Origin of the sequence: Colwellia sp. 20A7, assembly GCF_009832865.1 — a bacterium.
GTDB lineage: Bacteria > Pseudomonadota > Gammaproteobacteria > Enterobacterales > Alteromonadaceae > Colwellia.
On the sequence record NZ_CP047130.1, the window covers coordinates 3743297 to 3757421 of the forward strand.

Here is a 14125-nt window from a genome sequence, read left to right on the forward strand (position 1 = left end):
AATGATAGACAAAAATAAATAAAACTAAAAGGAATAGATAGACGTTTATTATTCCAAAAAGGAATATAGGAGAAACAAAAAGAAAATAGAGCCTGATGTTAACTCAGGCTCTGAATCATTAAGTGTCTTTATTTATTACTAAAAGTGGATTATCGCGCCGGCAAATACACCATCAAAAGTTAAATTAGAATATAAGTCGTCTATATCGTTTAGCTCTAATTTCACGCTTCGGTAACCTAAAGTTACATCGAAATCTATCGCAAGATTATCAAGTACTGAATAACTAACCCCTACTTGGTAGTCATGTACGCTATTACTGTCATATGAAACAAAGTTACCTTCAGCAAATACATTGAAGCCAGTGAAAGGCAAACCAATAATCGTCTTAACGTAGAATAAAGGTAAAATACCAGACACTGAAAGTTCACTGTTTGTTGGCGTAGTAACGCCATTGGCAGTAACATCACCAACAATATTAATCTGACTATCTAAATCGCGAACAGTAAGACCAAAATCAAAGGTTAACAGGTCATTATCAAAGACTTCATAGTAAAAAGTATAATCAATATAGCTAGTATCAAACGTAGTTGCTAAATTTGTATTAACATCATAAACAACACTTTCAAATTCAAAGCTGCCATTAAAGTTTGCATCACCTAATGTATCAAGGGTGGTTGATACCAATTTAATATTAGGAATTAAAGGAATTGGGTGTTCAAGCGCAACAAAATAACTTCCTTGATTTTGATCTTTAAGCTGAACAGTTGCCTGGTCTGTACTTCCCTCACCAAATGAACCTTCAGCTTGGCTTACCCATACTTGTCCACCAATATAAAGCCCTAATAATGTATCCGCTTTTACACTAGTAGCACAAAGCATTGTCGCCAAACAGGTTGCTATGGTTGCTTTTCTCATTCTCATTACCCTTTTCTTAGTAGTTCATTTAAATCAATTAATGCTGCATTGGCACGCGAAATATAATTAGCCATAACTAAAGAGTGATTAGCAAGTACACCAAAGCCATCACCATTTAAAACCATCGGACTCCAAAGAGTTTGCTGGCTAGCCTCTAATTCACGAATAATTTGTTGCAGACTAATCGTTGCATTTTTATTTTTCAAAACACTTTCAAAGTCAATTTCTATCGCTTTTAAAAAGTGAAGTAATGCCCAAGCAGCACCACGTGACTCATAAAAAACGTCATCGAGCTTCCACCAACTTGTTCTTACTTGTGAGTGGTTACTTTCATAGCTAGATTGTCTTGCTTCATTATCTCCGGCTAGGTCGGTATTTATTTTTTCTTTACCAACACTTGCACTTAATCTTTGGGAGTAGCTGCCTAATCGTTTTTGTACTTCATCTAAGTACGACGTTAAATTATCAGCACGCGCATAAAATTGGGCATGATCGTCTTTATTTTTACTCAAACCAACTAACGCATTTCTATATAGGTTTAAGCTTTCAATTGCTTTTCTATATTCGGATTCTGCACTTGGCATTGCCCAGCTTTTATTATCAATATTAAACTGAGGTTGCGCTTTTTGAATATGGATATTTTCTAAAGATTGTGATTGCGAACGACTAAAATCTTTACGTAACACCAACGCCATATCGCGCACCATTTCTAGCACACCAAATTCCCATGCAGGCATATTATCTAAAAATACACCTGGTGGTAATGCATCGTTAGAGATGTAACCGCCAGGCTTATCTAAAATACTTGTCGCCACCTTAATTAACGTAGTGGTAGTTGTATAACCAACAACAGGTACTACATTATCTGAAGTTGCCGCTATTGTTACTTCTTCTCGAACATCAAAAGAATCAACACTGAAACTCCAATAAACACCAATAATGTAAAAAAGTAAGAAAATACCCGCGGTTATATAACCAACGTTTTTAGCTGAAAAATTTGTTTTCATTTTTTACTCCTAATGGTGATGCTTATGCATTCTTGACATTGTTTTTTGTGCTGACTTTTCTTGAGCAGGACTATAAACAGGGATTTCCATAGTTACAGTTACATTATTAGAAAAATGTAATGTTAACTCAACCTGTTCCTTCGAATTTAACGGTATTTCGACATCAAAGATCATTAAATGTAAACCTGAAGGCTGTAACTTAACGCGCCCTTGTGCTTCAATTTCAATTGAATCAAGTTTACGCATGCGCATCATACCGTCAGCCATAATATGTTGATGTATTTCAATACGAGGAGAAATATCACTAGTAACACTTAATAGACTAATAGTGTTATCGCTCTGGTTTTCAATTTCCATATAAGATGATGATATTGAAGTACCAGGGATTGTTGCACGTATATACGCCTGTTCAACCACAGGTGTTAAACTTTTATCTTCTGGTATTTTATCTTCTGGTATAAGGTTTGCCGTACTAAAAAAGCTCATCAAACCACAAACTAGTAGTACACAACATAAATAAATATTTTTCATTTGATGCTATACATCCTTTTTGATAACCCTTAAGGTTTAACTTTATCACTCTTAGCAAAGTAACAAAATGACTGACTTCATTATAACCAAAGAAAACAATGGTGTATTTATTATTATTTTAAATCGTTTTGAGAAAAAAAACGCACTAAATAACCTGAGATCTGGATAAGGTGCGGCATTTTAAGCACTCATAATGGACTGTTCCCTATCCGATAACTTAATACACGGCTTTTGTCTTTTTAAACAATAAGCAACTATTCCTGAAATTACATTAAGCATAAAACCTGTTTCACTACGATGGCGGCTGTGCTCTATTTGAGATATGTTTTTAAGTTGATCATTCACTGTCTCTATTATGTATCTCTTTGATAGCATTGCCCGATCAAAGGCTGATATTACTTTAGCTTTCATATTTTTTCGCACGGTCGTCACTAAGTCAATATCTGATTCCTTTAATGTCTGGCTCAAGTTTTTTCCAATGTATCCCTTATCTGCATATAGCTTACCAGTAAGATTTTTACATAAGTCAGGTATTGGAGTTCGGTCATTTGTATTGCCCGGCGTAATATTCAAAGCAAGGATTTCACCTTTATGATTAATCAATAGATGAAGCTTAAAGCCGAAAAACCAGCCCATTGTTCCTTTTCCTCGCTTAGCCGTATCTGCAAATACACGGTTACGTGGAATACGGATATTGTGACATACCTTTAGGCTTGTAGAATCTACAAATGCAATTCCTGTTGGCTCACCTTTCACCGTTTGAAAGTAAGCACACATTGGTACAATAAGATCTGACATTGTATTGATGAAACGAGTGTAGCTGAGCAGCTCTGGGAAATCATCAGTCCAGTATCGTTGGACTAAACCAATATAGAAGTTTTTGAAATCTCTATGATTTGACTGATGAAATGCAATCATAATGCTCATTCGCTCGCTGGTAGACATTTTCGAACTACGTCTACGCTTGCGAGTACCGTCTGATAGCAATTGTGCTTCCCATTTAGGTGAAAATTGATGACAAAAATCATCGACATCACAAAATATTTCCACTAAATTATCCATCTGCCCACCTTATTTGCTTTCAAATCGTTTCTTGGTCGAAAGATCTGATCGCTAGGTGGGTATTTAGTTCAATTTTTTATCTTCTTATCCAGAATTGAGGTTAAATAAGCTAATGTACCAAGAACTTTGCCAACACTTTGACTATGCTAAAAATAATAAGGCAATTAACTGCATTTTAATACGCGGTAATGAAAAATGCTTTTGTGCAGGTAATGATCTACAAGACTTTATTGAAAGCGCGCAAGGTGATTCACTTGTTGCCCTCGATTTTGTCAAAATACTCAGTGAATTTAATAAACCTATTATTGCCGCAGTAGCGGGTGATGCAGTGGGTATTGGAACAACATTACTACTACATTGCGACATGGTTATTGCAGCTAACAACGCTAAATTCAAACTCCCTTTTACGCAATTAGGTTTATGCCCAGAAGCTGGTTCTAGCTTCTTATTAACACGATTAATTGGTCAAAACCGTGCCTTTGAATTAATGGTACTTGGTAACACTTTTTCAGCTGAGCAAGCGTTAGAGTATGGTATAGCTAATCAAGTTTGTTCACCTGATGAGCTATTATCAATTAGTGAAGGAATTGCGAATACTATCGCAAACCTGCCAAGCGATGCAGTAATGACAAGTAGAAAGCTTATTCGCCAGGCGAGTCAATCACAGTTATCACAAGTCATAGTAAATGAAGGTCATGAATTCTCGCGCTTGGTTAACACACCTGAATGCAAAGCTATTTTAGGAAAGTTTTTTAACTAACATTGGCTAGTTTTTTAACGGCTTTCTTAATTTTTTTTGCTAAAGACTTTACTTGATCTTCTAGCTCTTCATCATCTTGATATTCCACCATGGCTATAACATCTTTAGCTTTGCCTGGTTGGTTATCATCAAAATAAAGTTGAGCTAAACGATACCGTCCCCATTGCTGATATTGATCAGTTTTCAATGAAAACAACTGCTCTAACGCTATTATACCCGCTTGAATTTCTTCACCTGAATTAACCGCGACCTTACCTAGCTGATATAGTACATGTTGCTTTTCTTGTGCTGATTCAGCATATTCTAATGCTTTATTCAGTGCTAAACGTGCCTCTTTCCACAGCGTACTATTTTCTTTAGCTTGCCCGCTATAAACGCTGCCTAACGTAAAGTAAATTTCAACACTATTAGGGGTAATAGCTAAACCATCGGCAATAGCTTTTTCAGCTAAATCATTTTTGTCTTGTTGCCAATAAACTTTCGCTAAATTTGCATAGCCCTTCTCAGAATCAAGCGTTACCAATGTTTTCGCATAGGCTAAGCCTTTTTCGATATCACCACCGGCAATGCTTGGTGCTCCTAAATGAAAACTAATAAGACCTTCTAGTGTTTCAATATGGTTAGGGTTCAATGTTAAAGCATGCTCCCATGACTCTAATGCTTCACTTGCATAACCCAATTTAGAAAAAATACTGACTTTTTGCGCCATCACAATCGCGCTACGACCAAAATAATAATAAACCTCAGCGTTATCTTTATTGTTTTCACTTAACGCTTCTAACAATTCATAAGAATCTTCTGTGTTGTCTTCTCGAAAGAGTATTCGGCTTTGTAAAATTTTGCCTGACAATGTATTTTTTTGTACTTCAGTTAAATTAGAAAAGCGCTCTTGTGCTACGACAATGTTTCCTTCATCAAGTGCTTCTATCACACCTTGTTCACTATTATCACTCGCAAATAACGAAAAATTAACACCTGAAACTAAGGTGGCGAATACTAAGCCCTTTAAAATAGACAAACTTTTATTCCGTTGTGGCATGATTATTCCTTGTATTAATATGCTTTATAAATTTTATTATCGAGCCTTAGTATATTGTTTTTCTGAATGATTTCTAGTCATTAACCATATAATTGCAGCAATAAGTAAAACAGGCCAAAAAACACCTACTGCGACCATAATTAGCGAACCAACAATTAAAAAACCAACAAAAATCAATGAACCAAAAACACTTAAAACTATTGCCAGCGCAATTAGTACTAAAATAACTGTAGCCACAGCTGAAACCCCTATTGCTTTTAATGGCTCAATTAACTCGCCATCCATATACACATTAATATCAAGTAGTTCTAAAAAACTAACACCTAAAACATAGGTTAAAAATAAGGTCGCGAATATTGCTAATAATAACGATTTAAAAAATGTCATTGTGTATCCCCTTTTTTATTTTGCCAAACTCAAACATTATCTATACTTACTTTCTGGCAATAAAACACTGGCCACTACATAAGCAACACCTGTTGCGACGGGAAATAAAATCAGTGCGCCAAGAGCCGCTATGCGAACTGCGATGCGAGGAAAATCATAATGTTTAGCAATGCCTGCACATACACCCGATAATTTCTTATGAACACTATCTTTAGCTAAAGTGTTATCTATATTTTGATTGCTCGAAAACTCTCTTTCATATTTCATGTGTTTATTCCTTTCGTTATTTTATTCGTGATACTGGGCAATTCGCATTACTATCAACTTAGACCTATTCAACCTATATAAATTGCCCGACACTTATTTGTTTTTAGCTTCGCTCGCTACTTTTATCGTTACTTTTATAGCGGTTAAGCAGCTGATAATTTTTGCTTAATTTTGTCGAGTTCTTGAGTAATCGCTTCTTCTTTTTCCATATCAGCAAATTGAGCATCTAAACTTTGTCCTGCTTTGCTCGCTTCCATTAAATCATAAGCTTCTACTTGTGCTTCAGCTCTATCTATCTTCTGCTGATAACGTTCAAACTTACTCATGGCTTCATCAATATTATAAATTGCTGCTTGCTCACGAACCTTCAATCGAACACTTACTGACTCTTGACGTAAGATAAATACTTCTTGACGACGTCGTGCTTCTGATAGCTTTTCTTGTAAGCGTGAAGCATCGTCTTGTATTTTTGTTGAAAACTCAGCGAAAGCATCACTTTCTTGCTTAAGTGTATTAAGTTCGTTTTGATACTTATGCTTTTGTTCCAATGCTGATTTAGCAAGGTCTTCTCTGTCTTTCGCGATGGCTAGTTCCGCTTTACTTTGCCACTGCGCCACACTGTCTTTTGCAAACTGCACTCTACGATTATGCGTTTTTTGTTCAGTAATATTTTTTGCTGCTGTTGCACGCACCTCAACTAAAGTTTCTTCCATTTCTTGAATGATTAAGCGAATCATTTTTTCAGGGTGCTCAGCTTTATCAAGCATACTATTTAAATTCGCGTTAACGATGTCGGTAAAACGTGTGAATAATCCCATGACTTCTCTCCTACTATTTCAGTATATTAATATTAGTTGTTGAAACATTTTCTAGCTGGCTAACCGGCTGTTCATCTTTAGTGCTTTCTTCTTCTGTTAACCAAGCGATAGACTTTTCAATTGATTCATCAAAAGAAAAACTTGCGCTAAAACGATTAACCTCCTCCATGATAGATTCTTGTAATTGCACGGTAAGATCACTCATCACCTTTTGTCCTTGTACCATTACCATTTCACTTAATGATTTTTCGATACTAGCCGACTCTGTTGCACTTGCATTTACGCTAAAAGCTGTGCCTAAAGTAATTAATAAAGCAACGCTGATAGCTCTACGGTTAAAATGTTTCATGTCGAAATTCCTTCTTATGTTTGGTGTAATTGTTAAGTAAACCTAGTTCAGGTTAAATAATGTTATTAAGACCTAACCGTATTTTTAATTACTGCCAGGTTGTATTCATGTAATAACTATTACAAGTGCCGTGCCAAATAATAAAAAACCAACAAACATCTGATTTAAAAGAAATAAATAAAAAACACCACAATCCGGCGAAGATTACGACATAATATGTCAAACTAAAAAATAGTGAAATTGACCTCGTCGTTAGTTAAATTGACCAACGACTTACCTAATAATTAACCCAATAATTTGCACGATGATTTTTAGCCGTAAAAAAGATCAACTATTACGACAAGACAAGTGAATGTTAAGCCAGAGAAGTAAGTGCTTTAAAAACTGATGAAGTAAAAATATTTTAAGAAAGGTAAGAGATTGTAGGTATACAGAAAATATGAATAGGTATAAATATTTGTCATAAATATAGGGGGGAGCTTCACTCTACTGATCAAAGTAAGTGATCAGTAGAGCATAAATAAATTATCGTTTTACTCAGGTAGCACAACTTTAGCAAATGCCTGTTTCAAACTATCGCCGTTAGCATTTGCATTGCTAGAGCAGTCACTTAAATCACGACGAAATTGTCGAGCGCCCGCTAAACCATTACACATGCCTAACATATGACGCAATACATGCCATGCTCTATTACTACCATGTTCAGGCGTTATGCTAATATATTCATCTATATAGTCAGCCATAGCATTGATAACTTGCTCACGAGAAAGAATTGGCTTATCAACTCCGTAAATTTGTTGATCAACCTCAGACAGGAGGTAAGGACTACTGTATATTTCGCGTCCTATCATTACTCCATCAACATGTTGTAAGTGCTCTTTGGTTTCAGTTAACGATTTAATACCACCATTAATTGAAATATTTAGATTAGAAAAGTCTCGTTTAATTTGATAAACACGTTCGTAATCTAATGGGGGAACATCACGATTCTGCTTAGGACTCAAGCCCGTTAGCCATGCTTTTCTTGCGTGAATAATAAAGTGATTACAATCAGCTTTCGCCACTTCATCAATAAAAGTATGTAAAAACTCATAAGAATCTAAGTCATCAATGCCAATTCGTGACTTTACAGTAACAGGGATATTAGTCGCATTCTGCATTTCGTTAACACAATCACCCACAAGCGTCGGCTCAGCCATTAAACAAGCACCGAAGCGTCCATTTTGTACGCGATCAGACGGGCAACCAACATTAATATTAATTTCATCATAGCCATACTGCTCTGCTATTTTAGCGCATTCCGTCATATCTTTAATGTTACTGCCACCTAGTTGCAGTACCAGTGGATGCTCTGCATCGTTATAAGAAAGATAATCACCTCGACCATGTAAAATAGCCCCTGTGGTCACCATTTCAGTATAAAGCACTGTATGTGCTGACAATACACGATAAAAATATCGGCAATGACGATCAGTCCAATCGAGCATGGGTGCAACGCTGAGCCTATGATTCACTGTAGAGTCTGTAGTTATTGGCTCTAAAGCCTTATTTGTATGCATATACTTAAAACCTGAACTGCTCTGAATCGCCTATACTTTCGTTGAGTTTCCATATAAGGTGTTCCAAATGAGCCCCATTTTTAGTGGGACGATTAAGGAATAATACGATGGCATCAGTAACAATTGATAAACGCCAAAAGGCAAACGGAGAATATAGCTACCGATGCACTGTGCGTGTAAAAAAGAATGGCGTAATTATACATAGAGAATCACGAACTTTCAGTAAAAAAGAATTAGCAAAAACATGGGGGAGAATACAAAAAGAAGCGGCTGAGTTAAATAGCATCACCAAACAAGACAAAATAATAACAATTGGCGAACTATTAGACCTATATTTTAATGATCATGATTTATGGGATAACACTGGCAGAACCAAACGCTACGTTATACAAATGTTACGTGATTGCCCAATTGCCTCAGTTTTATCAAACGAACTTAAAAGTAGTGACTTAATAAATCACTGTAAAATGCGCAGAGCCGCAGGAGCAGGAGGTGCAACTATCTATCATGACATTGCCTATTTACGAAGCGTAATGAAAACAGCCCTGCCCGTTTTTGATGTAACAGCTAATTGGAAAATATTTGAGGATGCTGTACCCGTATTAATTGAAATGAAACTTGTAGGTAAAAGCCAAAAGCGAACGCGTAGGCCAACAGAGAACGAATTAGAAAAACTGATAGAAGCATTAACAGAAAGACAAAACAAACAAGGTAGCAATATTCCATTCGTTGATATTCTTAACTTTTCAATACTGACCTGTATGAGAATTGGCGAAGTTTGTAGTATCAAATGGGAAGACTTAAACGAAGAACATAAAACAATCATTGTACGCGACCGAAAAGATCCAAGAAAAAAAGAAGGCAATCATATGATCGTGCCATTGCTAGCTGGTTCATATGATTTAGTAAAAAAGCAGTTAGAAATAGATGAAAGGATATTTCCATATAATTCTAGGTCTGTGACAGCAGGTTTTCAACGTGTTAGAAAAAGTCTAGGGATAACAGACCTAAGATATCATGATTTAAGACGAGAAGGTGCATCTAGGTTATTTGAGAAAGGCTACTCTATTGAAGAGGTGGCACAAGTTACAGGTCATAGAAATTTGAATATACTTTGGCAAGTTTATACTCAGCTATTTCCACATAAGCTACACGATAAATTCGATTAAAATATATAAATAATTAATAAGCACTTGAAAAAAGACGTTACAACACCAAATCAATACAACTTTAACTAGAAGGAAGAATAATGGAAACTCAAGAACTATATCAACTTGCTACATGGATAACGAAAGGATGTGAAGAAACAGAGTTAGATAAATATTTTCAAGCTCTGACAATTGACTTAGAAGCTTATGCAAAAGATGAAAAGCATATTAAAGGCGCGCAATATTTAAATAATAAAAAAAACAGACTAAATCAGATAGCAAATGCACTAAAGCAATTTCCAGAAATTCAGCTTACAGATGACCAAGCTACTTTAATGAAAAGCTTAGATATCGATACTTTATTCAATGAACATTCTTTAAAAACCTTGCATGGGATTTTACAAAAAGATCATAATTTTTCTTTTGTTATATCAACAATTGGTAATCTCAACGTATCACTTAAAAATGCGCTAGATAAATTTTCTAACATATTAATTTATTTTAAAGACCTCCCCTATAGTTCTAAAAAACAAGACTTCAAAAATCCGGAAAATAAAGTATTCACCCGACTAACATTCAAAGAAAAAGCGTCAATTTCTAATTTTGTAGAACTAAAGACTTGGTCGGAAAGTTGGTACAATATAGCTAGAGGCTACACGATAGCACAGGGGAAATCACCTGAAGAAATTGAAATAATAGGTGCAGGTAATGGCTCTATACTAATAGACTTACTTGCTAATATTGAAACCATTAACATGATATGTGAAACAATTAACCATATTGCGGATTTTACATTAACAAGTATTGAAGCGTGGGCTAGCTATGAAGGAATGAAATATATACGGGACAACCAAAAGAATTCCGATAAACAGCAGGTGTACGACGAGTTACTTAAAGAAGAAAAAGAAAAAATTGAGCAAGATCATGAAGATCAGTTTAAAAGAATAACCGACAAGCTAATAAAAAAATATGCTTGTAAAAATGAATGTAGTAATGAACTTAAAAAAGCTATTAAGGAGCTTAGTAAATTTTTGGATGATGGTGGTAATATAAAATGTATAACTGACTCTAAATCAGCTGATAACGAAACTGAAAAAGCTTTGCAGGAATCACTTAAGAAGTTTGAAAAAATGAAAGAGCGACTTCTTTTAGAAGATAAAAATACAGGCGACTAACCTTAGAGTCCATAAATTACCAACCTTTACCCCCGTATTACTAAACGGGACTAAAAACAAAGCATTAACCCAAGGCCGCATGTTTTGGTGGAATCTACCCCCGTAATACATGACGGGGGATTTTCGCTACTCTTCGTCCTCGTTGCTCAGGCTTCGCCCTCGTCCTCGTCGTTCGCTACAATAAAAAAGAATAAAAACAAGTTCAAAAGAAGTTTGGCAGGACGGCAGGGGCGAAATTTTAAAAGACTAGCTGAAACAATTAATAAAGCAGTGAAATAAAAGCTTTCATCAGCCCGTTATTTTCTCCAGCGCTGCAACTGAAGAAACTCCACGAACATCGCAAGCTAAGATAATTACGATTGAACAAATATTTTTACCGCTTCGCTCCATGCTTCGCATAAAAAAAGAGCATTTAACAGAGAACACAGTTATTATTTTCAATAATTCGACCGTAAGTGAAACCTAATAAAAAAATAAATAATACCCAAAATACCAACATTTTTTAGGTGGTGATGTAAAAACCTATTAAGGAGGACAATGTATTCATTATTGTGTTGTCATATATGATAACGATTATATATGTGTTGTCATATATGATAACGATTATATTTGTGTTATCACATATGACAACATAATTAAAAAGTAGAAATACTAGATGAATTTTAATATTGCAAAATTACGCTTCACACAAATAAAAGAAACGGGAAACAAGCGTTTCCTGTTTCCCTTTCTAAAGTATGACAAAGGAGATAGATGATAGGCTTTATTGAATCAGTGACTATTTAAGACAACATAATTACTTCAAGATACTACTTCCATCATAGCTTCACTTTCTTCCATAATTTCTTTTCTCGAATTAAAAAACCTCATAAATTCTTCGATTATAAAATCCATACCCAAATCAGCCTGCTCATCCAAAGGCTCTAAATAAAACACAGCACCTAAATTTAAAACATTATTCAACTGATAGGGAAAAGATACACAAACATTTTTAATTGAAAAGTCTACAAAAAAAACTGATTTCTTAAAATAGTCATCTTTAAACGATATTTTGACTTTAGAAGAAATTCTTGAAACTTTTATTTCTTGTACATGTGGCTCTAGCTGCTCCTTTAACTCCTCAAGAGCTGGTAAAGCTATATTATTAAAATAGTCATCAATTAGATCTTTATTTTCTACTTCTTGAGAATACAAAACCCTAACTGACATTTTATCCTCATAATATTTTTTGATTTCATTTTCCCAACTCATATTTGACAATCCTAAACCAAATAAAATTTTAAAATTGCCAAAAGAATAATAATTGTAAAAGCAAACACTATTACATTCTCGGGCTTTGAAAAAATAAATGAACTAGTTTTTCTTAAAAGGTATTGAAATGTTCTCATGTTAATCCTTTAATAAAATATTTGATAAAAAAAAACTAAAAGTTTATAGTTAATTGGTTGGGTTATTAAGCGCGTATTTACTGAATCCTACATCAGTAATTTTTTAAAAAGGGTTATCTGTAATTAATATGACAGATAACCCTTTTTTATTGAAAACTTGAAAAATTACGACTCATTGCTCAAATTTATTGTTATTTAAAAGTATTTATTGGCTCAACAAATACTTTTTTACAATTTAATCATCATTATATTTTATAAGTTAACAACAAATACCAATATCATCAACCCTAAGACCAACTATACAAAAAGCCGTTATCAAATATGACAAGTCAAATTAAACTATTATCAAATATGATAAAGACTAAAGTATAGATAATTGAACTGATTCTGATTCTATATTTTGTTTTTCACTTTTTCTAGGCTCACAATAAACATAAGTACTTACATCATCGCCACGTAATTCAACCATGCAAGAGGATTTATAAAATATCTTATAACCCATTGAAAGTAATATGTCTGATGATACGGTCATCCTTTCCCCTTTAACGTCAACTGTAAATACATAATCCCTACTGACTTTATGTTTAGTATGGTAAACCGTATTAACAGCATTTAAGTAAATTTTACTAGCTCCAAAAGGTAGAGCTACAAAATTATTAGGCGAAGTAATAGTCGAAACAGAAGCATCACGATAAGTAACATTGCTATCTTTTTTACTACCGAAATAATCATTAGGCAAAACCTTTTTATTATTTTTTTTAGTTTCTTGTAAAAGCTTCTTATCTTCGAGTAGCGTAGAAGATGAAGGATTAAGAAGATCCTTATCGACTTTATCGCCATCATCATCGAAGAAGAAAAAAACCATATAAAGAATATAGGCAATAATACAGGCAAAGCCAAAAAGCAAACGAATAGAAAAAGGCGATTGACCCACACCCGACTTAGTATTTTTTCCCGTTGCTGTGGACTGGTAAAGGCCAAAGACAGTGACGGGAATTTTTCTGAAAGTTTTAATATCATTTTTGCCTACCGTTGTACCATTTGATTTGGGTAAATGTTCTAGAACGCGAGGTCTACGCTTAAAATAAGGTATTGGAATTGCATCTTTAGAGGAATGGCAATAAGCAACCTCACAAACGGAACGTATAAAGCCTGAAACCTCTTTTATATCTGGTGTCGCTAATAAAATATCCCAGTTATAATGTCTATGTCTCATGAAGCATTCTCTTAATGTACGTGGATACCTTAAATACCCCCGTTCATCAAAAAGCGATTCTCCTATATCATCTAGATAATCATCAATATTAACATTGTCTTTAATTTTTCTTTGTTCAGAATGATATATTTCAATAAAGTCTTGCGGCAGAACAGAGTCAAATTGCCCCTCTTTTACATAATCATAATCAGCAGCTTTAAAACTTTTATCATTAGGGTAAATATCTTGGACTTCATCAATAAAAATCATTGCACCTATGGGAAGCCAATGAAAGAAATTCCTCATCAAAATCATACCTGATTCATTACCTATACTAATTCGTAACAATCTTGATGTATTTGGGAACACTTCACCTAATATTTGTTGTATTTCTTCCAAAGTTTTCATGCCTTGAACATTAGTTACAACAACACGACCAGACCTTAGAGCGGGTAAAACATCAAACCAAACTGCACTTGATGATTTGTAAGAACCAGGTGGACCATGAAAAACTTTAGTAGCCAT

15 protein-coding genes are annotated in these 14125 nt (G+C 34.6%); 3 read left to right on the forward strand and 12 right to left on the reverse strand.

Annotated elements, in window-relative coordinates:
* Nucleotides 1–138 precede the first annotated feature (138 nt).
* The 4 genes from GQS55_RS16050 to GQS55_RS16065 form a co-directional block, all read right to left on the reverse strand.
* Nucleotides 139–915, reverse strand: a complete 777-nt coding sequence (locus GQS55_RS16050) for a TIGR04219 family outer membrane beta-barrel protein (protein ID WP_159821449.1) — start codon at nucleotides 913–915, stop codon at nucleotides 139–141.
* Between the two features lie 5 nt (nucleotides 916–920).
* Complete coding sequence (locus GQS55_RS16055; protein ID WP_159821450.1) at nucleotides 921–1922, reverse strand: DUF2333 family protein; 1002 nt, start codon at nucleotides 1920–1922, stop codon at nucleotides 921–923.
* A 9-nt stretch (nucleotides 1923–1931) separates the two neighbouring features.
* Nucleotides 1932–2453 (reverse strand): copper chaperone PCu(A)C, encoded by a 522-nt coding sequence (locus GQS55_RS16060; RefSeq protein ID WP_159821451.1) that lies wholly within the window; start codon nucleotides 2451–2453, stop codon nucleotides 1932–1934.
* Nucleotides 2454–2633: 180 nt separating this feature from the next.
* Nucleotides 2634–3515 carry an IS982 family transposase gene (locus GQS55_RS16065; RefSeq protein WP_159818812.1) on the reverse strand — a complete coding sequence of 294 codons (882 nt, stop codon included), beginning with the start codon at nucleotides 3513–3515 and terminating at the stop codon, nucleotides 2634–2636.
* A gap of 112 nt (nucleotides 3516–3627) precedes the next feature.
* Here GQS55_RS16065 and GQS55_RS16070 point away from each other — a divergent pair, with 112 nt between their 5' ends.
* Nucleotides 3628–4275, forward strand: coding sequence for an enoyl-CoA hydratase-related protein (locus tag GQS55_RS16070; RefSeq protein ID WP_159821452.1), 648 nt, complete (start codon nucleotides 3628–3630; stop codon nucleotides 4273–4275).
* On the opposite strand, the gene GQS55_RS16075 is transcribed toward GQS55_RS16070, so the two are convergent.
* The 6 genes from GQS55_RS16075 to dusA form a co-directional block, all read right to left on the reverse strand.
* On the reverse strand, nucleotides 4268–5314 hold the full coding sequence (locus GQS55_RS16075) for a tetratricopeptide repeat protein (protein ID WP_159821453.1): 1047 nt from the start codon (nucleotides 5312–5314) through the stop codon (nucleotides 4268–4270). The two genes, GQS55_RS16070 and GQS55_RS16075, sit on opposite strands and share 8 nt — an antisense overlap.
* Before the next feature lie 36 nt (nucleotides 5315–5350).
* Complete coding sequence (locus tag GQS55_RS16080; protein ID WP_159821454.1) at nucleotides 5351–5701, reverse strand: hypothetical protein; 351 nt, start codon at nucleotides 5699–5701, stop codon at nucleotides 5351–5353.
* A 36-nt stretch (nucleotides 5702–5737) separates the two neighbouring features.
* Nucleotides 5738–5968 (reverse strand): PspC domain-containing protein, encoded by a 231-nt coding sequence (locus GQS55_RS16085; protein WP_159821455.1) that lies wholly within the window; start codon nucleotides 5966–5968, stop codon nucleotides 5738–5740.
* Between the two features lie 143 nt (nucleotides 5969–6111).
* The gene (gene pspA / locus GQS55_RS16090) at nucleotides 6112–6786 is read right to left on the reverse strand and encodes a phage shock protein PspA (RefSeq protein WP_159821456.1); all 675 of its coding nucleotides are present in this window, start codon (nucleotides 6784–6786) and stop codon (nucleotides 6112–6114) included.
* Between the two features lie 13 nt (nucleotides 6787–6799).
* Entirely contained in the window at nucleotides 6800–7135 is a 336-nt protein-coding gene (locus GQS55_RS16095; protein ID WP_159821457.1) for a hypothetical protein, read from the reverse strand.
* 533 nt (nucleotides 7136–7668) lie between these two features.
* On the reverse strand, nucleotides 7669–8694 hold the full coding sequence (gene dusA, locus GQS55_RS16100) for a tRNA dihydrouridine(20/20a) synthase DusA (protein ID WP_159821458.1): 1026 nt from the start codon (nucleotides 8692–8694) through the stop codon (nucleotides 7669–7671).
* A 107-nt stretch (nucleotides 8695–8801) separates the two neighbouring features.
* Here dusA and GQS55_RS16105 point away from each other — a divergent pair, with 107 nt between their 5' ends.
* Together GQS55_RS16105 and GQS55_RS16110 are read left to right on the forward strand one after the other, a co-directional pair.
* Nucleotides 8802–9863, forward strand: coding sequence for a site-specific integrase (locus tag GQS55_RS16105; protein WP_159821459.1), 1062 nt, complete (start codon nucleotides 8802–8804; stop codon nucleotides 9861–9863).
* Nucleotides 9864–9943: 80 nt separating this feature from the next.
* Nucleotides 9944–11017: a hypothetical protein gene (locus tag GQS55_RS16110; protein ID WP_159821460.1), complete on the forward strand. Its 1074-nt coding sequence runs from the start codon at nucleotides 9944–9946 to the stop codon at nucleotides 11015–11017.
* An 801-nt stretch (nucleotides 11018–11818) separates the two neighbouring features.
* Here the strand turns inward: GQS55_RS16110 and GQS55_RS16115 are convergent.
* Entirely contained in the window at nucleotides 11819–12268 is a 450-nt protein-coding gene (locus GQS55_RS16115; protein WP_159821461.1) for a hypothetical protein, read from the reverse strand.
* A gap of 498 nt (nucleotides 12269–12766) precedes the next feature.
* Complete coding sequence (locus tag GQS55_RS16120; RefSeq protein ID WP_159821462.1) at nucleotides 12767–14125, reverse strand: zonular occludens toxin family protein; 1359 nt, start codon at nucleotides 14123–14125, stop codon at nucleotides 12767–12769.

What these genes read in the sequence shown, in the direction of transcription:
- GQS55_RS16115 (WP_159821461.1), bottom strand. Translation starts at nt 12,268, where the DNA reads ATGAGTTGGGAAAATGAAATCAAAAAATATTATGAGGATAAAATGTCA.
- GQS55_RS16080 (WP_159821454.1), bottom strand. Translation starts at nt 5,701, where the DNA reads ATGACATTTTTTAAATCGTTATTATTAGCAATATTCGCGACCTTATTT.
- GQS55_RS16055 (WP_159821450.1), bottom strand. Translation starts at nt 1,922, where the DNA reads ATGAAAACAAATTTTTCAGCTAAAAACGTTGGTTATATAACCGCGGGT.
- GQS55_RS16095 (WP_159821457.1), bottom strand. Translation starts at nt 7,135, where the DNA reads ATGAAACATTTTAACCGTAGAGCTATCAGCGTTGCTTTATTAATTACT.
- GQS55_RS16050 (WP_159821449.1), bottom strand. Translation starts at nt 915, where the DNA reads ATGAGAAAAGCAACCATAGCAACCTGTTTGGCGACAATGCTTTGTGCT.
- GQS55_RS16105 (WP_159821459.1), top strand. Translation starts at nt 8,802, where the DNA reads ATGGCATCAGTAACAATTGATAAACGCCAAAAGGCAAACGGAGAATAT.
- GQS55_RS16085 (WP_159821455.1), bottom strand. Translation starts at nt 5,968, where the DNA reads ATGAAATATGAAAGAGAGTTTTCGAGCAATCAAAATATAGATAACACT.
- pspA (WP_159821456.1), bottom strand. Translation starts at nt 6,786, where the DNA reads ATGGGATTATTCACACGTTTTACCGACATCGTTAACGCGAATTTAAAT.
- GQS55_RS16065 (WP_159818812.1), bottom strand. Translation starts at nt 3,515, where the DNA reads ATGGATAATTTAGTGGAAATATTTTGTGATGTCGATGATTTTTGTCAT.
- GQS55_RS16070 (WP_159821452.1), top strand. Translation starts at nt 3,628, where the DNA reads ATGTACCAAGAACTTTGCCAACACTTTGACTATGCTAAAAATAATAAG.
- GQS55_RS16110 (WP_159821460.1), top strand. Translation starts at nt 9,944, where the DNA reads ATGGAAACTCAAGAACTATATCAACTTGCTACATGGATAACGAAAGGA.
- GQS55_RS16075 (WP_159821453.1), bottom strand. Translation starts at nt 5,314, where the DNA reads ATGCCACAACGGAATAAAAGTTTGTCTATTTTAAAGGGCTTAGTATTC.
- GQS55_RS16060 (WP_159821451.1), bottom strand. Translation starts at nt 2,453, where the DNA reads ATGAAAAATATTTATTTATGTTGTGTACTACTAGTTTGTGGTTTGATG.
- dusA (WP_159821458.1), bottom strand. Translation starts at nt 8,694, where the DNA reads ATGCATACAAATAAGGCTTTAGAGCCAATAACTACAGACTCTACAGTG.
- GQS55_RS16120 (WP_159821462.1), bottom strand. Translation starts at nt 14,125, where the DNA reads ATGGCTACTAAAGTTTTTCATGGTCCACCTGGTTCTTACAAATCATCA.